The sequence below is a fragment of the Clostridium drakei genome (genome assembly GCF_000633595.2).
Classification (GTDB): Bacteria; Bacillota; Clostridia; order Clostridiales; family Clostridiaceae; genus Clostridium_AM; species Clostridium_AM drakei.
Genome location: NZ_JIBU02000026.1, coordinates 39,697 through 61,378 on the forward strand (window position 1 = coordinate 39,697; position 21,682 = coordinate 61,378).

17 protein-coding genes and 1 riboswitch are annotated in these 21,682 nt (G+C 28.1%); of the genes, 3 read left to right on the top strand and 14 right to left on the bottom strand.

Features of this window, described 5'->3' with window-relative positions:
* Nucleotides 1–25: 25 nt before the first annotated feature.
* On the bottom strand, nucleotides 26–3,271 hold the full coding sequence (locus EG57_RS0214680) for a DEAD/DEAH box helicase (protein ID WP_032077942.1): 3,246 nt from the start codon (nucleotides 3,269–3,271) through the stop codon (nucleotides 26–28).
* 135 nt (nucleotides 3,272–3,406) lie between these two features.
* Between EG57_RS0214680 and EG57_RS0214685 the strand changes: the two genes are divergently transcribed.
* The gene (locus EG57_RS0214685; protein ID WP_242859860.1) at nucleotides 3,407–4,363 is read left to right on the top strand and encodes a tyrosine-type recombinase/integrase; all 957 of its coding nucleotides are present in this window, start codon (nucleotides 3,407–3,409) and stop codon (nucleotides 4,361–4,363) included.
* A 171-nt stretch (nucleotides 4,364–4,534) separates the two neighbouring features.
* Here EG57_RS0214685 and EG57_RS0214690 read toward each other — a convergent pair whose 3' ends face one another.
* The 10 genes from EG57_RS0214690 to EG57_RS0214735 form a co-directional block, all read right to left on the bottom strand.
* A complete protein-coding gene (locus tag EG57_RS0214690; RefSeq protein ID WP_032077943.1) occupies nucleotides 4,535–5,479 on the bottom strand; it encodes a sulfurtransferase in 945 nt (314 codons plus the stop codon).
* Nucleotides 5,480–5,817: 338 nt separating this feature from the next.
* Nucleotides 5,818–6,927: a LolA family protein gene (locus EG57_RS0214695; protein WP_032077944.1), complete on the bottom strand. Its 1,110-nt coding sequence runs from the start codon at nucleotides 6,925–6,927 to the stop codon at nucleotides 5,818–5,820.
* A 119-nt stretch (nucleotides 6,928–7,046) separates the two neighbouring features.
* Complete coding sequence (locus tag EG57_RS0214700; protein ID WP_032077945.1) at nucleotides 7,047–8,672, bottom strand: putative ABC exporter domain-containing protein; 1,626 nt, start codon at nucleotides 8,670–8,672, stop codon at nucleotides 7,047–7,049.
* Nucleotides 8,659–9,387 (bottom strand): ABC transporter ATP-binding protein, encoded by a 729-nt coding sequence (locus EG57_RS0214705; protein WP_032077946.1) that lies wholly within the window; start codon nucleotides 9,385–9,387, stop codon nucleotides 8,659–8,661. Before EG57_RS0214705 ends, EG57_RS0214700 begins: the two co-directional genes overlap by 14 nt.
* A gap of 73 nt (nucleotides 9,388–9,460) precedes the next feature.
* Nucleotides 9,461–10,912: a HAMP domain-containing sensor histidine kinase gene (locus EG57_RS0214710; RefSeq protein ID WP_032077947.1), complete on the bottom strand. Its 1,452-nt coding sequence runs from the start codon at nucleotides 10,910–10,912 to the stop codon at nucleotides 9,461–9,463.
* A 291-nt stretch (nucleotides 10,913–11,203) separates the two neighbouring features.
* On the bottom strand, nucleotides 11,204–11,554 hold the full coding sequence (locus EG57_RS0214715) for a hypothetical protein (protein WP_032077948.1): 351 nt from the start codon (nucleotides 11,552–11,554) through the stop codon (nucleotides 11,204–11,206).
* A gap of 48 nt (nucleotides 11,555–11,602) precedes the next feature.
* A complete protein-coding gene (locus EG57_RS0214720; protein WP_032077949.1) occupies nucleotides 11,603–12,634 on the bottom strand; it encodes a DUF3658 domain-containing protein in 1,032 nt (343 codons plus the stop codon).
* 62 nt (nucleotides 12,635–12,696) lie between these two features.
* Nucleotides 12,697–13,725, bottom strand: a complete 1,029-nt coding sequence (locus EG57_RS0214725) for a DUF1835 domain-containing protein (protein ID WP_032077950.1) — start codon at nucleotides 13,723–13,725, stop codon at nucleotides 12,697–12,699.
* A 135-nt stretch (nucleotides 13,726–13,860) separates the two neighbouring features.
* A complete protein-coding gene (locus EG57_RS0214730; RefSeq protein ID WP_032077951.1) occupies nucleotides 13,861–16,920 on the bottom strand; it encodes an insulinase family protein in 3,060 nt (1,019 codons plus the stop codon).
* Nucleotides 16,921–16,946: 26 nt separating this feature from the next.
* Complete coding sequence (locus tag EG57_RS0214735; RefSeq protein WP_032077952.1) at nucleotides 16,947–17,654, bottom strand: response regulator transcription factor; 708 nt, start codon at nucleotides 17,652–17,654, stop codon at nucleotides 16,947–16,949.
* A 318-nt stretch (nucleotides 17,655–17,972) separates the two neighbouring features.
* Here EG57_RS0214735 and EG57_RS25190 point away from each other — a divergent pair, with 318 nt between their 5' ends.
* Entirely contained in the window at nucleotides 17,973–18,629 is a 657-nt protein-coding gene (locus EG57_RS25190; RefSeq protein WP_414629348.1) for an FAD:protein FMN transferase, read from the top strand.
* Nucleotides 18,630–18,776: 147 nt separating this feature from the next.
* On the opposite strand, the gene EG57_RS0214745 is transcribed toward EG57_RS25190, so the two are convergent.
* From EG57_RS0214745 to EG57_RS0214755, 3 genes are all read right to left on the bottom strand, one after another.
* A complete protein-coding gene (locus EG57_RS0214745; RefSeq protein WP_029161240.1) occupies nucleotides 18,777–19,232 on the bottom strand; it encodes an L-2-amino-thiazoline-4-carboxylic acid hydrolase in 456 nt (151 codons plus the stop codon).
* A gap of 53 nt (nucleotides 19,233–19,285) precedes the next feature.
* Complete coding sequence (gene proC, locus EG57_RS0214750) at nucleotides 19,286–20,128, bottom strand: pyrroline-5-carboxylate reductase (RefSeq protein ID WP_032077953.1); 843 nt, start codon at nucleotides 20,126–20,128, stop codon at nucleotides 19,286–19,288.
* Nucleotides 20,129–20,206: 78 nt separating this feature from the next.
* Nucleotides 20,207–20,311, bottom strand: a riboswitch (SAM riboswitch).
* A 108-nt stretch (nucleotides 20,312–20,419) separates the two neighbouring features.
* Nucleotides 20,420–20,977, bottom strand: a complete 558-nt coding sequence (locus tag EG57_RS0214755; RefSeq protein WP_029161238.1) for a helix-turn-helix domain-containing protein — start codon at nucleotides 20,975–20,977, stop codon at nucleotides 20,420–20,422.
* A 124-nt stretch (nucleotides 20,978–21,101) separates the two neighbouring features.
* Between EG57_RS0214755 and EG57_RS0214760 the strand changes: the two genes are divergently transcribed.
* Nucleotides 21,102–21,581: a YbaK/EbsC family protein gene (locus EG57_RS0214760; RefSeq protein ID WP_029161237.1), complete on the top strand. Its 480-nt coding sequence runs from the start codon at nucleotides 21,102–21,104 to the stop codon at nucleotides 21,579–21,581.
* Nucleotides 21,582–21,682 lie beyond the last annotated feature (101 nt).

The following is a 21,682-nucleotide window of genomic DNA, read 5'->3' on the forward strand; positions in this document are numbered from 1 at the left end:
TAAAATTAAATTATATATTTCTATATTATATAGTGAACAATTCAACTATATCTTCTTCCGTTAAACTTAAGAATTTCTTTCCATTAAAGGACTCATCTTCTATAAGAGATCCTATAAGTTTTTTCTTTTCTTCCTGCAATGATATAATTTTTTCTTCAATGGTGCCCTTAGCTACTATCTTTATAACTTCTACTACTTTTTTTTGACCTATCCTATGAGCTCTATCTGTAGCCTGTTCTTCTACTGCTGGATTCCACCATGGATCAAAATGAATTACTACATCAGCAGAAGTTAAATTTAATCCTGTCCCTCCTGCCTTTAAGCTTATTAGAAATACTGAATTTTCACCTTGATTAAAAGCATTTACTAGATTTATCCTCTTTTCTGAAGGTATGGAGCCATCCAAGTAACTAAAATATATATCTTCTTTATTAATTCTTCTTCCAATATTTTTGAGAACAGATGTAAATTGTGAAAAGACAAGTATTCTATGCCCCTGCCCTATACTTTTACTTAAAAGTTCTACTAATGCTTCTATTTTCGCACTTTCACCACTATAATCTTTTATTATTATGCTAGGGTCCAAACATAACTGTCTTAGCTTTGTTATATAAGCTAATATCTCTATTTTGCTATTTTGAAACTCAAAATCCTTTACTTTTTTCTTAATAAGTTCCATAGCATAATTAGCATAAGTCTTATATACTTTTTTCTGTTCATCATTTAGTGTTACAAATAATTTTTTTTCAATCTTAGAAGGTAGTTCTTTTATAACTTCACTCTTTCTTCTTCTAAGTATAAATGGTTTTATAAGTTTATTTAACTCTTCTATAACTTCTGGAGCTTCATTAAGCCTTTTGTGATATCTTACGCTAAATCTTTTTTCATCATATAAATATCCTGGCATTATAAAATCAAATATGGACCACAGTTCCATAAGAGAATTTTCTATTGGAGTACCAGAAAGCGCAAATCTATTATGTGCCTTTATTTGCTTAACAGCTGCTGCGTTTTGAGAATTTGAATTTTTTATGTATTGTGCTTCATCTAATATACAAAAGTCAAATTCTAATACCTCATAACTTTCTAAATCCTTCTTTAATAAATTATAGGTTGTTATAATAACATCATAGTTTCCTATATTTTTAATTACTTCCTCTCTTTCCGACTTTATACCATATGCAGCTCCTACTTTCACAGTAGGTGCAAACTTTTCAAATTCACTTATCCAGTTATATATGAGTGATGTAGGTGCTACAATTAAAGATTTACTTTCTATATTAGATACTATAAATGTAATGGTTTGAATTGTTTTGCCAAGCCCCATTTCATCTCCCAAAATTCCTCCAAAGCCTAAATATTGAAGAGTTTTAAACCAATTATAACCTACCTTTTGATACTTTCTTAACTCTCCCTTTAAATCACTTGGAATTTGAAATTTCATATTTTTTATATCATGAAACTTATCTTTTACCTCTTTTAATTGATTTTTCCCCTTTATGTATCTAATTTTATTTTCTTGCATAAAGCTTTCTAAAAAAATACTCTTATTTTTAGGTACTTCTATAGAATTTTCTTCTATTTCATTATAAGAAATTACATCTAAAAGTTTCAAAAACTTATTAAGCTCCAATTCCTGTAAGTCAAGATATTCACCGCTTTTCAATTTATAATATTTAAGATTATCCCTAAAAGCTCTTAAAATTTCATTGGTCTCTTCTGAACTTATATCCGATATTTTAAAATCCATTTGAAAATAATCGTATTTTCCTGATTTAATTTCTCCTTTTATTCCCTTTGTACCTAAATGCTTTATTCCTTTAAAGTTTTCAGAATAATATACATCACCTATTTGTTGAAGCTTTTTAACTTCGCTTTTAAAAAACTTAAACATATAATCATCATCTTTCAAAAAATAAAATTTTTCATCTATTTCTTCAAAGCCCAAGCTCCTTACAATTTGTATAACTTCATTTTCTTTTTTAGAATCCCTATATATTATTTTTTCTTTATAATCTTGAAAAATATTAAACTCAAATTGCCCATAATTTACTTTTACTAATAATGTAACTTTTCCTTCTTCTTTATCAAAATAGAAATTAAAACTACACTCATCTATTACTATCTTATCTTTTATATTTTTAGATACACTTATGTTATCCGTTAAAAGCTTAAGATGAGGAATTAGTTTTCTCAGTATAATCTCTTCCTCAGTATCTTCCATGGTTATCACTTTATTTTGGCTAAATATTTGAAGATATGGACTTATCTTATAGCAAAAATCATAATCTGGGAGATATATAGTTGTTCCATATAAAAAAGCCTCATTTTTAGAATCCAAGCTTATTGGCATTCCTCCTGAGGATTTTAATATATATTCATCTTTTATCTTCTTTAAATCAAAATCTATAGGTGGAACATCATGCAAAATTTCTGTTTCCACAGTTCTATAAAAAAACCCTTCATTTAAATAAACTCTGTGTTCCTTTATAATTTCAAAAAACTCTCTAACAAAATAATCTGGAATATTTATATATTTTCCTTCTATGAAATTTTCTCTATTCTTAGTAACAAGATTGTTCTTTTCTTCTAAATCCTTTAGCGTTTTTATAAAATCTATAAGCCTTCTATCCTTTGTATCTAATTTTTGATTTTTTATGTTAAAGGTAAAATTTTTACTATACTTTATAGGAATATTATTGTAAATACATAATATTAATTGATTTATATCCTTTAAAACATAAAGACTACTAGAGGACATAAAATTCAATCCTATTTTAAACTCAACCTTAAGTTTATCAGTCCATCCATTTTTATTTATGTATACTTCTATTTTTATTTTTTCCTTATTTTTACTATCATCTAAAAGCATAGATAGTATATTGCTTTTTCTTTTAAATACAATTTCTTTATGGGATTCATTTTTATCTAAAATAGAATATTCAGCTAGCCTAGGTAAAGCCTTATAAAAGGTTGCCACCAAATGCTTGCAACAATAATTTTTCTTTTTTAACTCATTTTTTTCATATTCAAAACAACTACAATAAGTAGAAAAAATACTTTTTTTCTCTGTATCTATTTCAATTTTCGTATTATATTCATTAAAAAGATTTTCTGAAATTACATTACCATCTATATGAATTAAATTATCTAAATCTGTAATATCTATAGAAGAAACTAAATCATTACTTAAAACTCTCTGACCTTTGCTGTAATTATTACCGCTAGTTTCTTCATTAAATATTTGTAAAAACATATCTTCTCTTAACATATTTTCTCCCTAATAATTTAAATTTTAACCATTTTATTATATCATATGGAGCAAATATTTTTAATTTTCTTCTATCTTAAATACAATAATTTGTTATAATTTATATTAAAGTATATTTAAATTGGGAGCAAAAAAATGAAAACATTTTATAAATATAATAACTATTTACTAAAGCAAAATATGAAAGATAATTCTATATATCTATACATATACTATTTAAGGAAATTCTTAAAATGGCATGAAGAAGTGATAAAAACTCCATTTAAAGAATTAGAAAAAAGTATTGTAAAAAAATATATTAAGAGTATTTCTTTAAATATAAGTGAAAGTTCTATAAATAATTACATCAATTTCTTTAAATCTTATAATAACTTTTTAATAAATGAAGGTATTCAAAATGAAATGGTAGTAGACAATTCTCTAAGAGTGAAAATTTCAAAAGTCAAAGTTAAGAAAAATAATTACATAGATGAGAAATACATAGAAAATTTACTTCAACAAATTTGCTGTAATGATGGAATAAAAAATTATACAATGCTCAGCTTAATCGCATATTCTGGATTAAGAACTGCTGAAGTTATAGAACTTAAATTAAAAGATTTAAATTTTGATGAAAGAATTATGAATATAACTGGTTCCTACGAAAGAAAGGTTCCTATGAACTCTAATATAGAAAATTCCTTAAAGCTATATTTAAAAGAAATATATACTATGGAAGAATACCTTTTCATAAATGAAAGAGGTACTAAATATACAACTTCAGGACTGCGTTGGATATTTAGAAAAAATTGTCCTTATAATAAAGTTACACTATCCACTTTAAGGGATTTTTATAAACTTAAGTTAAAAGAGCAAGGCTACATTGCTAAAGAAATAGATGAATTACTTGGATATACTACGAAACATAAAAGCTATACAGATAAAAAGTTAAAGGAAATGCTTACACCTTCTGAATTTGCAAAAATATTTAGTGTAGCTCCTATTACTGTAATTAAATGGTGTGACAAAGGCTTGGTTAAGGCATACAGAACAGACAAAGGTTTTAGAAAGATACCCTATTCTGAGGTAAAAAAATTAAGGACCATTCGCTAAAAAATAACAACACTTAACTTTAAGCCAACGTTCGCATAAAATAAGCCACATGTGGAAACAATTTCCCCATATACCTTTCCTCATGAACACTGTTCATGTATAAATACAAAAAAGATATGCTAAAAAAGTTAAAGTAGCATATCTTCCTATTATTAAATAACCGAAATCATCTTATTTTTCTACAGTTAAAGTTTCATTTCCAGCCCATTCATAGAATGAAGCATCGTAATTTTTTGTTTTATCATATCCAGCCATTTTTAATAACAATTCCATATCAGCTGATCTTATTCCTTTAGTACAGTATGTAACTATTTCATCATTTTTATTAATTCCTTTTGATGATAATAGTGTTTCTATATCTTTTTGGCTTTTTACCGTACCATCACTATTATATAATTGGGTCCAAGTCACATTTATTGCTTTAGGCAAATGTCCACCTCTAGCCTCGCCATATTTAGTAGCACCATTATATTCACTAGTGTCTCTAGCATCGATTATCTTTATTTTGCCTAAGTTTTGATTTATATAATCAGTTGTAGCATTTATACTTTCATCCATTGCTGAAATTTTAAATATTGCCTGTTTAAGTGCTGGTACCTTTGTATCTTTAGCATATCCTTTACTTTCCCAAACTTTCCATCCACCATTTAAAATTTTTACATCTTTAATTCCCGCAGATTTAAGTGTCCAAGCAATTCTTCCATCTTCTGCCCATCCTGTTGGAGGTGCACCATAAACAACTATAGTTTTTGTACCATCAATTCCTAATTTACCTATAGCATCAGCAAGCTTTGATGGTTCAAGCAAAATTCCCCAACCTTTATCACCAGGTTTTTTATTCTGCATATCTGTAAATTGCTGCCATGTTACATTAATAGCATTTGCAATATGATTAGCATCATAAGATTTTTTATCTCTTGCGTCAAGAATTATTATACCTTTATCAAGATTATCCTTTACCCAATCTGCACTAACTAATAAATCATTATGAACATATGTAGTTTCTACAGGTTTTGAGCTTTGCTGTGGTGCAGGGGTTTGCTTCTGAGAACATCCAACTAGTGAAAATGAACACATTATGACAGTAGAAACAATTAATGATAGTATCTTTTTCATTTTTATCCTCCTTTTATACTTTATATATAAATAAATTATAACATAGTTTACCACAACAGCTTATTTATAAATGTTGTATATATATTGATTTGTATAAATATTATTAATAGTGAATATTAGCAATAATATTTTATGTAAAATATTATTGCTATATACAATTTATTATCATTTGCTAATAGGAATTTTGTGTAATGCTATTTTACCAAGTATTTGTTTTTCGTAAATACTAATCATAGTACCAAATACCTCCTATCAGTTATGTTCTCTCAACATCACTGATAGGAGGTATTTGATACATTGTATATTTTGTAATTTTAAATTACTTGTAAAGTAGTGCTTTACTTATAATATTGTAAGCTTTCAACTACTTTTTTACCATTATCTATATTTAATGTAGGATCTTGAATTAACAAATTATAATTAAATCCATCTTCACTCCAACATATATTTTTTATAGGTTCTTCCATAACTGTTCCTTTTTTTCCTCTTACAGTAATATCTTTTTCACCATCAATTTTTGTATCATCCTTTTCAATAGCCTTATTATCATATGGAACTATAGTTGTAAGAATCAACTGATCTGCTCCATTTTTTTCATAAGTTTGATTTATTTCCTTATGCTTTACTCCTGGTACATCCATATAAGTTACACTTTTTAGCTTGTACCCAAACATTTCTTTTAATGTTAAAATAGGTTTTCCTGCTATTTTTTCTGCTTCTTTCATGTCAATTTTATTTTCTTTAAGTGTATTACTATTTATATCTTCTATTTTAACATCAGAAGGAATATTTTGAGTAAATAAACTATCGTCTAACTTAGGTGAAAACTTTATCTTTGTATATTCTGTATTTGTTTTCACATTAGAACTTTCTGATGTACACTTTATAACAAGCCAACTACTCTCGTCTATCCAATAGTTCATATCACCTAAAATGCTATTTTTCTGTTTAGGTTTAGCATATAAATGATAGGTTTTGAATCCATTTATATTTTCTTCTCCTTTATAAGTTAAATCATGTGTTTTTGATATGTTGCTTAGTTGTTTCATAAGCTGTGATTTATAATCATTATTTATCTCTGATAGACTATTTCCTACATTCATAGACATAGCCTTTTTATCTTTTTCCATATATACTAATATTTTATTACCATCATTAGTAGATATATTTTTTCCACTAATGTTGGAATTTGATTCATAACGTCTTCTCATTTTATTTGATGAGTTATCTGCCCATTCCTTTATATTGGCTGTTTCACTTAATTTTCCATTTTCATGTATTTCCAGCTTTGATTCACCATAATACGACTTAGGTTTCTCATAAGCACTCATAGCTTTATTTATAACCTCACTTGGTATTATTGTATCCCTCCTTAAACTGCTGCAACCTTGAAATAAACTTGCCGTTATTAACGCTGTAATAAATATTGCTAATATTTTTCTCTTCATTATAAAACATCTCCTTTTAATCTCTTACTAAATTTTTTAACCTTATGTATACATTATATCGATATTTTTACTCTTCCTATTAAAGTTAATAATTTCTTTATAATATTGAATTTTTAGTATCATTTTTCACACTCCACTCTTTTAAACAAAGCTTCACTTATCCATAAAAGTACTACAATACTTAATAGGCTTGCTGCACCAAATATAAAAATAGAAGCTTCAATCTTCTTTGAAACATACCATACCAGTACCCCAACCCCTACCGCTGGAATAGTTGCTATTAATTCAAGAATAGCCTTAACATATATAAGTAAAATATTTTTCCCATTTTCTGAAGGAAGAATAACCTTCATTACTACTGTTGTAAAAAGATTTATTAAGTTAATAGAATTAACTAGCACCCATATGGATAAAAACTGAAGCAATGTTATCTTTACAAATATTGTTAGGAAACTTATTATAACTGAATTTCTAAAAACAATCTTTATTACTGGAAGCATATTTATAGCAAATATTTTGTTTTTTATTTTTCCTGGAAGTAAAAATATATATGATTTTCTAAGTTCATACTGTACTCCCTCCATAAATCCACTGCTGGCACTATTTAAGCTTATGCTGAAAATTAGTACCAATGAAATTATATTCACATAATTCTGCTTTCTCAATAAATAACCTGCTATTCCTCCTACAACTGCAAATAAAACATATTTTAGTACTAAAACTATTGTTCCTTTACTTTTCCTTTTATTTATTATTAATTCCTTCCATAAAAAAGCATATTCCTTTTTTAAATCCCAAGTTATATTAATGTTTTTTACTTTTTTCTTATTAACTGATTTAGTTTCGACCTCATCTAGATTTTTATTTTTCATTGATGCAGTTCTTTCCACAGAAACTATTGCTTCCTCATAATAATCTGTAGCAAAATAAATAGTAATAAACATCATTAGTATTACAAAAGCACTCATTTTCATCAAAGAGCTTACTGAAATTATTCCTGTAAAACCTGCCATTATTAGTTCCCTAGTCCATCCTATTATAGGTATTAATCCAAAGGTTTTTCCATTAAGGATTACAATTACATTGTTTATAATATCTCCACTTCTGTACAACGAAATACCAAAATATAAAATTACTGAAGCTATTAAAATTATAACCATACTTTCAATAAGAAAAGCTATATTAAATCTTTTAGATATAGAATATAAAAAGAAATTTAAAGTTTTGATTACTATTATAAATAAAACTATACCAATAAATGTATAGACAGTGCCTAAATCTGAGATTAATATATTTAAACTTTTTAACATTGCATAAAAAGGAAGTATTACAATAAGACTTCCTATCAATGAAATAGATATCTGTTTTGCTATAGAAAATGAATATATTGTTCTGCTGCTTATAGGAGATGTAAATAGAAAATTCACATCTGCTGTAGAATACTGAGTGGGATAGTATTTGACTACAGCTTTATAAAGATTCATGAAAAAAATTATTATTACCAAAAGCATTATTACTGATCCTATAATATTTGCTGATGAACCATCTATACTGATTGTATTTCCTTGTTTTTTAGTATTAAAAATAAATGGAATCATAGCAAATATTATTGGTAGTACAAACTTTGAAACTTCAATAATGGCACGAATTGGATGTTTAAATATTTCCATTATATTATTTTTAAACTCCATAATTTTTAAGTACATTATAGCTCTAATATCATTTATTATATTAGTTTTTTTCATCTTCAGTTACCTCCAAGAACAGATCCTCCAAGGTTACATCTTTACCTGCATTAAAATCTTTTCTAAGCTCTTCCAGACTTCCTTTTGCAATAATCTTCTCTTTTTTCATAACTATAACTTCATCACAAAGGTTTTGGGCATTGTCTAACAAATGAGTACTTATAAAAACAGTCTTCCCTTCTTCCTTTAAAGTTTTAAATGCATCCTTCAATTCTCTTATAGCCTTTGGATCTAATCCTATCATAGGTTCATCTACCAATATAACTTGAGGATCATGGAGCAAATTACTACATATCGATACTTTTTGAGTCATACCCTTGGATAGATTTTTACATAGATCATTTCTCTTATCCTTTAAGTCAAACTTTTGAAGTAGTTCTTCAGCATGTACTTCCCAATTTTTTAGATTATATGCTAAAGCTATAAATTTAAGGTGTTCCCAAACTGTCAGCATACCATATATATCTGGAGTTTCAGGAATATATGCAATATTGCTCCTGGCTTCCTTGTCCCTTATACATTTATCCATTATAAGAACTCTTCCAGCATTTGACTTCAAAAGTCCAGTAATACACTTTAAAGTGGTAGTCTTTCCCGCGCCATTAGGTCCTATAAGTCCAATAATCTTTCCTTCTGTAAGCTCAAAAGAAATATCATTTATAGCTGTAAACTTTCCATATTTTTTCACTAAATTTTCAACTTGCAAAACTATCATAAAAGAACCTCCAACCTATATTATAATTTTTACTTTTTATCTTTAAAATAACTGTTTTTTCATATCCTCAATATTACTGTTTATTTATAGGTATCCAACATGCGAACATTGTACTGTTTCCTTCTGAAAATACTTTAACTTCACCATAATGCTTTTCAATTACTAATTTAACGATGCTAAGCCCTAGTCCTACACCATTCCACAACTTTTTATTTCTAGAATCATCACTTTGATAAAATGGCATAAACACCTTTTCTTTTTCTTTATCTATAATGCCATTACCCTGATTTTTAACTACAATGAGCAAACCATCTTTTTTCCATGTAACTGTCTTACTTTCTGTGCCTATTTTCAAGCAATCTGGCATTTCATTATCTAGTGAAACTGCACCAATACATATATATCCCTCTACAGGAGTATATCTTAAAGCATTTGCCATCAAATTATCTACTACCCTTGTCATCTGCCTTACATCTACTTTGTATTTACCTTGAACATTTATATCTATAGTAAGTTTTATTTTCTTTTGTGTGCAGGATTCATCATACCCTGAAAATAGCATTTCAAAGAACTCCGAGCCTTCAAGTTCTACAAAATTCATTTTATATTCTGTAGTAAGAAGATTGTACATCATTAAATCATCTATCATATTTTTCATATAATCACTTTTATTCAGTATAACTGAAGCCTTATTTTTATTGTCTTTTGTATATAAATTTTTATCATTAATCATAGCCTCAGCATAAGCTCTTATAGCAGTTAACGGTGTTTTTAAATCATGAGATATGGCAGATATCATATATTCCTTAGATTTTTGCTGCTGCTCAATAATCTCTCTTTTCTCTTCAATATCCTTTTTCATATCATTAAAATGTTTTATAAGCTCACCTATCTCGTCACTGTATTTATAATCTACTATGTTTTTATCTCCTAAAGCAAACTTATTCATTCCTTCTACTAGAATTTTAATAGGCCTATTAAGTTTTTTGTTTAAAAGAAGCCATACTGATATAAGAATACACAAAACTATAATTATAAAAAATAAAACTGTAATAACGGTTCCATAATTTATACCTTGAATAAAATCTTCCCTTGCTACAGCTATTTTATAAAACCCTACCAGTGCACTATCCTTATTGAATACGGGCATCTTCAGTGTATATGCTCTAGCTCCTGTTTGTATTTTATATAAGTCTGAAAATGCAATCTCCTTTGAAATAAAACCAGCTATATTATCATCTGAAGAATATATTTCCTGACCTACAGCATTGTATAATTCTATTTTTATAGAATTACTGTCCTTGCTAGATATAAATTTTTTATCTTTTAAAGAGTATCCAGTATATATATCAGAATTATCCAATTGCTGCTGATATGTTTTAAATTTATTTACAGCAGATATATAATCTGAAACTTGAGTATTTTTATTATAATTGCCTATAATTATATATAATAACAAACCTGAAATCACTGGTGTTAGCATAACTGTTAAATGAGACAATATAAGCCATCTTTTAAGTTTCATGTGTATTTCTCTCCTAAATATTTAATTTAAATCTAATAATTACTCATATATTCTTATTTTATCATTAAATCTCATGAGCTTATATTTACATTATATATTGAATTCTTTATCTACTTGTTGAACTTAATAATTTCTTTATAATTAAAAACATGTTTTAAGATTTTAATTATAACACAATAAAAATAAGCAGTTTGTAATCTTTCAAACTACTTATCCAATTTAAAATTAATATATATTACTATAGTAATCAAAATATTTCGTCCACTCGTGATTTCAGAATAAGATACATTATTATACTTTTTCCATTTTTTTTATTGAAAAAACCATAATTGATACATCAATTAATATAGCTAATATTATAATAAGTATTCTAGAAGTTGCTGCTAGAATAAAATATTCGTGTATTCGAAAAAATACTAAAGCTGTTAATACAGTTATACTTAAAAATATAAAAATCAAAATAATGAATTTAACAATTCCAACCTTTTTTGCATATTTAATAACATCATCTGTTTCAGCTATTATAACAGCTATCCCAAAAATAATATTGCCCCATTCTTGAATCCCAATGATTTTAGCCAATACCCAAAAAAGTATTCCAATTCCTATAATAAAATGTTTATATTTTTTTAATAGTTTCATACTAATCCTCCATTATAAAATTAAGATTTTGGAGCTGTATATCTGTAATCAATCATAAATTTTCAAGTTTTTAACTTGTTCTATACTTAAACCTACTTTCTCTGCTATAGTTTTATCATCTAAAACATCTTTTAATTTTTTTGCTATATCCATTCTTTCTTCAAATACACCTTGCTGTCTATACTTTTTTCTAATCTCTTCTTCTGCTACTAATTCTTTTCTATACTCTTCCCAAATTTTTATGGCATCTTTGTCCTTACTTAAATATTTTAATCCTTCTTCAGTTATTTTTATTTCCATTCCTATAATTCCAAATTTACCATTGTGTTCTATTTTTCCTGTTTTAATTAATTCTTTTATTCTCCAAAATATGTATTCATCTGAAATTCTTTCTTCACTTTTGCCTAATACATCTCCTATTGTTCTTATTGGATTTCTAAATTCTTTTGGGGTGTATTTTAGTATATCTATGTCAAAATAGTTTTCATCTACACTTTCTAACTTTCCATCTTTAATAACACGTAATATAGAGTTATCTTTTTTTAGTAATTCCCATTTATCAAGAAGCTTTCTATATTCATTTAAATTCAGCTTTCTTTTAGCTGCTGCATACTTTTCTATGTTTTCTGGTATAATTTCTCCAACAGACCTAGCCTTAAATTCAATTTCTTTGCGTTTAATAACTGTATCTTTTACATTTATTAAATATATATCTAAATTTCTATCTTTCAAAACCTCTAAAGCATATAACATTCCACAAAACTCTCTACTAGAGCCATAGCATAAATATAAAATATCACTATGATCCACTTTAGAAATCTCATTATAAAATGTGCTGTAATTTTCTTTTAAATCATCTATATCATATTCAACAGCTGACCTTAATTGATTTTCTCTCGTAAAAGTATTATCCCAATTGATTCTTTTATCAATATTTATTTCATCCTTTATAGATCCCTGTGAAAGATCATCAACAAAAATTATTACCTCCTGATTACCTTGAAGTATTTTAGTATTAATAGCATACTTAAAACTTCCTCCTGCACTTTCTGAAAAACATATGTTAATTATTTTGTTCATTGCTATCCCCCCATGACTTTTAATTTTGTAATACTATTTATTAAAACACACTAGTTTCTATATTACAAATTCTTAACTTGTCCTACAGTTAAACCTGTTTTTTCTGCTATGGTTTCTGCATCTAATACGTCTTTCAATGCTTTTGCAATATTTACTTTTTCTTCCAGCCTACCTTCTTCTATGTATTCATTTATAATATACTCTTCTGAATTTAAATCTTTTTTACTATTTCTCCAAATACTCATAGCCTTCTGATCAGTACTTAGATACTTTAATCCTTCTTCTGTTATCTTTATATTCATTTTAGGACTCTCAAATTTACCATGATAAGTTTTATCATATGCGCAGTCAATTTTTCTTAACTTAACTAATTCTTTTATTCTCCACATTATATAATCAAAGGAAATTTCCATATCACTGTTTTCTACTACTAACCTTACAATTTTAGCTGAATTTTTAAATTCTTTTGGAACGTATTTCAGTATATCCATATCAAAATAATTTTCATCTACACTTCTTATTTTTTCATTTTCAAAAACACGTAACATTGAATTATCATTTTTTAATAATTCCCAGGTATTAAGAAGCTCCCTATATTTATCTGAAGCCAGTTTTTCCTTTAACCTTGCATATTTTTCTATATATTGTGGTACAATGTATCCAGTATCTCTAGCTAAATACACATTTCCTTTATGCTTCACAACTGCATCTGTTACATTTATTAAATATATATTTAAATCCTTATTCTTTAAAAGCTCTAAGGTATATAGCATTCCACAAAACTCTTGACTGGAGCCATACCATAAGTATAAAACATCTTTGCTATCTATTTTTGAAATTTCACTATGAAGTGTATTATAATTTTCTTTTAAATCCTCTGCACCATACTGAAGAAAGTATTCATCTTCACTTGCAACTTTCCACCAATTAATTCTCTCTTCAATATTTACTCCACATTTTATAGGTCCATGTGAAAGATCATCAGAAAGAACCATAACCTTTTGCTTGCTATCCAGTTCATTCATCTTACTAGCAATTCTAAATTTTCCTCCTGCGCCATCTGTAAAACATATATTTATTATATTATTCATATTTATCCTCCTGCAGCTTTCTATTTTAATTTTATAGTAGTATCATTTATCTAAACTTATTAAAATCTTAAGATTACCTTAAAAATCATTGAATATATTAAAGGAGGAAAAACATTCCTCCTTTAACAATTGCCTTTATTTGCCAATATCTATAACTTCATTAAACAATGACTCATTTTGGTCAATAGCTTCTTTAGAACCTTCTACAAAATACATATTTTGTTTTAAAACCTTATCAAGCATATCTCCATAGCTTCTTATATCCTCTGGTGTAGTTGTAAGCGCCTGTTTTTCATATTCAAGCAAATCATTTACAGAAGAATTAGTAAGATACATTGAATCACAAAGTGAACTTTCCATAAGTGGTCCATTGCTTTTTAAGTTAACATATTCTTTAACAGCACCTATAATATAATTTGTCATTTCGCTGTCTGTTGCTTTAAAGTTTTTAAGATAATCCACTGTACCCTTAAAAGCATCTAAAGTTTCTTTAAGATTTGGATCTCTCATTGAAGCAAGTATAACCCTGCCATCAGATGAAAATGCACTTTGAACTCCATAAGCTCCGCCAGTTGTTCTTACCTTGTTCCACAAATATCCCATATTAAGTACATTTTGAAGTACCATCATTTTTCCATTGTAAGTATATCCTGCCTTTTTTAAATCTCCTCCCTGTATTACTGTCTGCACCTTTGCAGTAGAAGAAAATGCAGCATTTTTATTAGGCTGAGCAAAAGTATACCTTTGATGTGGAAGTACTTCTGAATTAATTTTAGGACTTATACGATCTATTTCCTTGCTAAATACTTTAGAATCATCTTCACTTCCACTATAACTCACTACAAGATTATCCCTATTAAATGCAAGATTACATGTATCCTTAAGGTTCTTAGAAATACTATCCCATTTTGCATCAAAATTGTTGTCTAAATCCTGTAAAAATTTATAATATGAAAGTCCTGTAATCGCTTCATTATATCTTCCACTTTCATTCATATATGCATTCATTCTCATAATTGCAGTACTGCCTGCTCCTGATGTTAAAAGCATCTGTAGAGCTGATTTGTTCTGCCCTATAATTTGTTTTATCCTTTGTTTATCATCAAATTTGCTGCTATTTATAATTTCGCTAATCATATCAAATGATTTTGAAATACTCTCCTGTGGTACTAAAATAGCTGCTGTAACTTTAGGGTTGTAATTATCAGAATTTTTACTGTTTGCCATTGCTGAAGGAACAAAAGTTATATTTCCTCCTGTATATTGCAGCATTTCATTTGAAAGTCCTTTATAATCATGTTCCTTAGTATCTACATTTCCAAGTAATGAACAAAGTAAACTTAAATATTGTAATTTATCCTGAGGAACCTTGGTTGTATCAAAGTAAAAACTTATAATTGAAAGTCCATTTAAATCCGCATTATGTTTAAGTACTTTCATACCTGACTGATTTTGAACCCCATAACTTAAATTTGGCATTTCAGGTTTAACATCCTTAAGAGAAAGCTTTGGTAAAGTTTCAAGTGCTTCCTTAGAATCTTCAGTTTTCTGCCATACATTAAAATCTTCAGTACCTTTTAAAAGAGAATTGACTCCTGTTTCACCAATTTGACTCTTATAGCTTGCAAGCTTTTTAGCTGTATTTTCAGTATTTTTACTTTCAAGTCCTGCTTCAGGTTTTAACACAACTAATGAATGGTAGTTATTTGAAAGCAAACATTTGTTAATTAAGTTTTGGAAATACTTATTTTGATCTGTTTCCTTAATTTTTTTCATAACACTATCTGTTTCAAAATACATTGTAGGATCCTTATCATATATCCATGTAGATAGTGCAGTTTGTGATAAAATCAATCCATTTCCACCAAGCATAGGAGTTACAAGATTTTCAGAGCGATTGCTTATATCATAAGATGCCATGGCAGATTTAATAAAATCTTTGTCAAATCCATTTTTTGAAATACTATCTAAAGTATTAAAAATTGTCTTTTCAAAAACTTCTTTTGAAGCTTCATCAGAATTAATAGCACTAATTGAAAATATAGGTTGGGCACCCTGCATACTAAAAGAACAACTTACATTTTCTGCAATACCAGCGTCAGTAAGTGCTTTTTTTAGTGGAGCATTATCTGTTCCCATAAGCAAATAATCTAAAAAGCTAAGTGCCACATTTGTTTCCTTATCCTCTATGCTGCCTGTGACAAAATTTAATGAAAGATATGTTTTCTTTTTTGCATCTCCATCTTTAGGTATAGGATAAGATACTACCTTCACAGGAATATTGGATAAAGGTTTTTGAGTTTTAATAGAAGTGTCCACATTAACTTTATCAAATTTACTTAAATAGTTGCTATCAATAAATTTCAAATATTCTCCTATATCCAATTTACCATATAAATATATATAACTATTTGAAGGTGTATAATTTTTCTTATAAGTTGAAATTAATTGTTCTCTTGTAAGAGTAGGAATAACATCTGGATTTCCACCTGAATCCCATTTAGAAGATGTATCAGGGAAAAGTGATTGAGTTATTGCATTACGTAAAAGCCATTGAGGATTGGAATAATTACCTTTCATTTCATTATACACAACTCCATTAACTGAAAGAGCTGAATCCTTTGCTGGAAGTTCATATCTCCAGCCTTCTTGTTTAAATATATTTGGATCAGTAGTTAGTTTTGGATAAAATACTGCATCTAAATATACTCCAATAAGATTTTTAAGATCCTGTTCATTAGTACTTGCTACAGGAAATGTAGTGTAATCAGTGCTAGTCATGGCATTGATAAATGAACCAAGTGATCCTTTAAGTATTTCTTTAAATGGAGATTTTACTGCATAATTTTTAGAACCATCAAGAACTGAATGTTCAATAATATGATTAACTCCAGTGTTGTCTGTAACAGGTGTACGGAAAGTAATATCAAAAACTCTTTGTGTATCATCATTTTTAATGTACATAAGCTTTGCACCTGTTTTCACATGAGTAAACATCATAACAGTAGATTTACTCTTTTGCTCTTCCTTAACTGAAGCAAGTTGGAATCCATAATAGTTTTTACCTACTTCAGGGCTTGTAATATCTGCATTTGCTGCATAAACAGTTTGTCCCACAAATGACATATTACAGAAAGAAAATAACATAAAAAATGCTAAAATAAAAATGCTAGATTTTTTTAAAAATACTTTCATTAACATCATCCCCCTTTATTACATTTTTAATATATTTTTTCTCCTATAAATTTATAACCTGTTCCCCATACAGTTTGAATAAACATCGGATTTTTACTGCTATCTCCCATTTTTTCCCTTAATTCTTTAATATGTACTGTTACCGTATTGTTTCCTTCCATGTCTATACTATTCCATATATGATGATATAGTTCTTCCTTTGAAAATACCTTGTTAGGATTTTGAGCCATAAGTTGTAGCAAGTCAAATTCTTTTAATGTCATTTGGATCTCTTGTCCATTTATAGTAACTTTCTTTTCTTCGGGTATTATAATAAGATCTTTTTTAAATTTCAAAATGCCATTTGATATTAAAGTTTTGTCTATTCTTCTATATCTTCTTAAATGTGCTTCTACTCTTGCAGCAACTTCGGTTAAACTAAATGGTTTAGTTATATAATCATCTGCACCAAGTTTTAACCCATTAACCTTATCAATATCTGTTTGCTTTGCGCTAAGTATCATTATTGGTATACCTTCACTAATCCATCTTATATTTTTGCAAAGAGTAAATCCATCCATTTCAGGAAGCATTATATCTATCATCACCAATTCAAATTTATACTTCTTAAAATCCTCCAATCCTTCCTTACCAGTTGATGACCAATTAACTTCATAACCTTCTTTTTCGAGATACTCCTTTAAAATATTTGCAATTGCTTCATCATCTTCGACTATTAGCAGTTTTTCTTTCACTATTACTTCCTCCTACATAATTAATTATATAGTTCCTTATTTTAAATTCTATAAAACTTAATAATTTCTTTATAATTAAAATATTTATAATAAAAAACAGCTCTAGTACATATATGAAAGTTTAGTACAAATAGCCACTTTAAATGAAATTATAACATATATTTTCCAATTCCTCAATTTTCAACTCCCAGTTATCTATATTAAATAGGTTTCATTGACTTAACTATATACTTTTTCTATAATTGAGTGGCACATACTAGTTTTTATTAAATTCATTTTAAACATGGGGGGTATATAATCTGAACTCAAAATGCGAGAATACCTTCTGATTCTGAAATAAAATCGAATTTACCCTTAATAGGATACGATAAAATCAGCATTAATGAAGCTGACAGCAGTATTATGCTTCAAAAGGCAGGTATGTCCATAGACTTAGGAGGTATTGCTAAAGGTTTTGCTTGTGATGAAGTATTAAAAATTTATAAAAAGTATAATATAAAGAATGGTCTTATAAATTTGGGAAACAGCAGTACATATGCTGTTGGTCAAAATGAAAGTAAGTCACCATGGTCTGTGGCAATTCAACATCCTAGAAGCAATAGTAGTGATAATTTTCTTGGAATCATTGGGATATCTAATAAAGCTTTATCTACATCAGGTGACTATGAAAGATATTTTATGAAAAATGGTAAAAGATATCATCATATAATTGATCCACATACAGGATATCCTGCAGATAATGGTGTTATCAGTGATACAATAATGGCTGATGGAAATCTTAGTGATAGTTCTATGATTTGTGACCTTCTGTCAACAACTGTATTTATATTAGGAAGAGAAAAAGGTATTCAATTTGTAGAAAACTTGCCAAAAGTAAACTGTGAAATTACTACATCTGATTATAAAATATACACTTCATCAGGATTAAAAGACAAAATCCAAGATATAAATAAAGATTTTAAATACATAAAATAGCATTTTAAATATAATAGTTTTTATAAATTATTTAAAACCAAAATAAGAACATATTTTTTAACTTAAACTTCCCTTTTTAACACGTTTATTTAAGTTTTAAAAAATAATGTTCTTACTTATTGGCTTTAATAAATAAATTTCATATAATCATTTTCTATCTTTAACTATAAACCTACAACATCTCTCCCCATTAGTTTTGCATAAAGGCCTTTCAAAATCTAGATTAAATTTATTATATAAAACAGCATCTATTTCACAATACAATGCTCCAATGTCCTCTGCTTCTAATTGTTCCCACATGTCATGCATAGGACAATACGTAATATCACAAGGATTATTTGGGTCTTTTTCCCATGAAATTGATGGCATATCTTTTATTTTGGCAAAAGTTTCTGCACTTATTTCAAGTCCTTTTTCTTTAGCTTCTTCTAGCATAACTTCAGCTCTTGCTTCACCAAATTTAGTTATGGCAGCTCTGACTGCTTTTTTTCCCTCTTCTTCACCTAATCTATCTATCATTTCCTTTGCCATAAAATAATGTAACTCAGCCATAAGCTTTGCCATTCTTCCTACTGGATCATCAGTGCTTCTTATTTTACTCATACTCTATCTTCCTTCCACATCATCAAGTTATTTTATTATTTAAAACACAACTATTATTCTGATTTTTTTGCAACTTGTTCCATTCGTACTTTACCAGCTTCAATAGCATTCATCACAGTACCTCTAAATGCACCTTGTTCTAAAGCTCTAACTCCTGCAATAGTAGATCCTCCTGGAGAGCAAACCTTATCTTTTAAACTTCCTGGATGCTCACCAGTTTCTAAAACCATCTTAGCTGCTCCCATAACTGTTTGTGCTGCCAAAGTTTGAGCCATTTCACGAGGGACTCCCAATTCCACTCCACCATCAGCCATAGCCTCAATAAGCATATAAACATATGCAGGTCCACAACCACTTACGGCCATTACAGAATCAATTAAATTCTCAGGAACTAAATAAGTTACTCCCAAAGTTTCAAAAATTTTAAGAGCCAATTCAGAATGTTCATCCTTTGCATTTTTACCCTTTGCCACTCCTGAAGCTCCAACATTAACTAGCATAGGTGTATTTGGTATTACTCTAATCACAGGGATTTCTCTTAAATATTTTTCAATAAATGAAGTATTTATACCTCCTACAATTGAAATTACAAGTTGATTTTCCTTATGCCAGTTACAATCCTGTATAAGTTCCAAAACCTCCTTTATGACTTGTGGTTTAACACATAAAAATAGAATATCGCAATTATCTATTAAATAACTGTAACCTGTACTTTTATCACTACTTGAATTAACTACATCAAGTTTTTCTTTAATATATTGAAGTCTAGAATCTAAAATATCCATGGCATATACATCACAAGGAGATACGAGCTCTGCTTTTAGTAGCCCCCTCATTATAGCTTCTCCCATTTGTCCAGCTCCAATAAAACCAATTTTTTTACCTAAAGTTCCCATTCTCATCATCCCTTACATAATTATTTTATAAATAAAAACAAAGTTCAAGGAAAACCTTGAACTAAACAAACAGCGTTATCCTTATCTTTCAGCTTAAGCTGCAGGAATTGACACCAATGTACCATAAATAATACTGGTTGTCGGGTTTCATTGGGCCAGTCCCTCCACCACTCTTGATAAACAAATTTTCAATTTATTATTTGTATTATACTAACAAACAATTTCTCTGTCAACAGAATTTTCTTTATTTTTCATTTTCTTTTAATATAATGAGCTTATTCACAATGTTCATTATATTTTGAAATAATAAATTATATGTTGAAAAATTACTGTTTCATCTGTTATATTCCTATAGCAGTGAGCTTTATTGGCAAAATATCTTATTGCATCTCCATATGTTAGTTTATACACAAAATCACCTATAACTACTTCCATCTCTCCTTTTGAAACAACAATATATTCTTCTGTACCTTCATTATGTGGTACAGATTTATGATCACATCCTGGTTCTAATTCAATAGTAAACACTTCAAATCTCCTAGTATTGTCATAAGGAAACAATGGATACACCATCATTTTTTTATCATTTTCTATTATTGGTTTAATATTATTATGAGAAACATATACAATTTCTCTATTTTCTTCTTCCATAAAATATGAAAAAGATACATTCAATCCTGTAGCTATTTTCCACAATGTAGTTACTGTTGGATTTGAAATACCTTTTTCTATTTGTGCCAACATTCCCTTACTTACTCCACTAAGTTCAGCAACCTTATCTAAACTCAATCCTTTTTGTTTTCTAATATTGTTCAAATTTTTTCCTATTATTAAATTAAAATCTTTCATTTTTTCCCTCCAGCATATTGTGTGTTATATTATATGTGTGTATAATATATTATACACATATTTTTTAATATTTACTATAATAATTTAAGATGAAAATAACAGTTAAATTGAGGAGGTAATTTTCATGTCATCTAATTTAAAGAAAAGTGCTCAAAAAGTTCAAACTGTGCTTAATGAATTTGGATTTGAACTTAATGTAGTTGAATTATCAGATTCTACTCGTACTGCTCAGGAAGCAGCAAACACTATAGGCTGCACAGTAAGTCAAATAGCTAAGTCATTAATTTTTAAAGGTAAGAGTTCTCAAAAACCTATTCTAATTATAGCAAGCGGCACAAATAGAGTAAATGAAAAAGTCATTAAAGAACATATAGGCGAAAAACTTCAAAAAGCAGATGCCAACTTTGTATTAGAACACACAGGTTTTGCCATAGGTGGCATTCCCCCTATTGGTCATAAAGATTCTATTATTACATTAATCGATGAAGATTTACTACAGTATGATGAAATATGGGCTGCAGCAGGTACACCTAACGCTGTTTTTAAATTAACTCCAAAAATTCTAGTAGAAATAACAAAAGGAGATGTTATCTCTATTAAATAATTATTAACTCACTTTCTCACGTATAATTTTGAGGTAATATAAGCACATTGCGACACAACTTTTTAGGTGGAGTCCGCATTGAATATATGGTGTATAAAAGC

Bases quoted from the DNA above. Each gene is read 5' to 3' on its own strand.
- EG57_RS0214685 (WP_242859860.1), top strand. From the start codon at position 3,407: ATGAAAACATTTTATAAATATAATAACTATTTACTAAAGCAAAATATG.
- EG57_RS0214720 (WP_032077949.1), bottom strand. From the start codon at position 12,634: ATGAACAAAATAATTAACATATGTTTTTCAGAAAGTGCAGGAGGAAGT.
- EG57_RS0214760 (WP_029161237.1), top strand. From the start codon at position 21,102: ATGTCATCTAATTTAAAGAAAAGTGCTCAAAAAGTTCAAACTGTGCTT.
- EG57_RS0214755 (WP_029161238.1), bottom strand. From the start codon at position 20,977: ATGAAAGATTTTAATTTAATAATAGGAAAAAATTTGAACAATATTAGA.
- EG57_RS0214690 (WP_032077943.1), bottom strand. From the start codon at position 5,479: ATGAAAAAGATACTATCATTAATTGTTTCTACTGTCATAATGTGTTCA.
- EG57_RS0214705 (WP_032077946.1), bottom strand. From the start codon at position 9,387: ATGATAGTTTTGCAAGTTGAAAATTTAGTGAAAAAATATGGAAAGTTT.
- EG57_RS0214725 (WP_032077950.1), bottom strand. From the start codon at position 13,725: ATGAATAATATAATAAATATATGTTTTACAGATGGCGCAGGAGGAAAA.
- EG57_RS0214700 (WP_032077945.1), bottom strand. From the start codon at position 8,672: ATGAAAAAAACTAATATAATAAATGATATTAGAGCTATAATGTACTTA.
- EG57_RS0214695 (WP_032077944.1), bottom strand. From the start codon at position 6,927: ATGAAGAGAAAAATATTAGCAATATTTATTACAGCGTTAATAACGGCA.
- EG57_RS0214710 (WP_032077947.1), bottom strand. From the start codon at position 10,912: ATGAAACTTAAAAGATGGCTTATATTGTCTCATTTAACAGTTATGCTA.
- proC (WP_032077953.1), bottom strand. From the start codon at position 20,128: ATGGGAACTTTAGGTAAAAAAATTGGTTTTATTGGAGCTGGACAAATG.
- EG57_RS0214715 (WP_032077948.1), bottom strand. From the start codon at position 11,554: ATGAAACTATTAAAAAAATATAAACATTTTATTATAGGAATTGGAATA.
- EG57_RS0214680 (WP_032077942.1), bottom strand. From the start codon at position 3,271: ATGTTAAGAGAAGATATGTTTTTACAAATATTTAATGAAGAAACTAGC.
- EG57_RS0214730 (WP_032077951.1), bottom strand. From the start codon at position 16,920: ATGAAAGTATTTTTAAAAAAATCTAGCATTTTTATTTTAGCATTTTTT.
- EG57_RS0214745 (WP_029161240.1), bottom strand. From the start codon at position 19,232: ATGAGTAAAATAAGAAGCACTGATGATCCAGTAGGAAGAATGGCAAAG.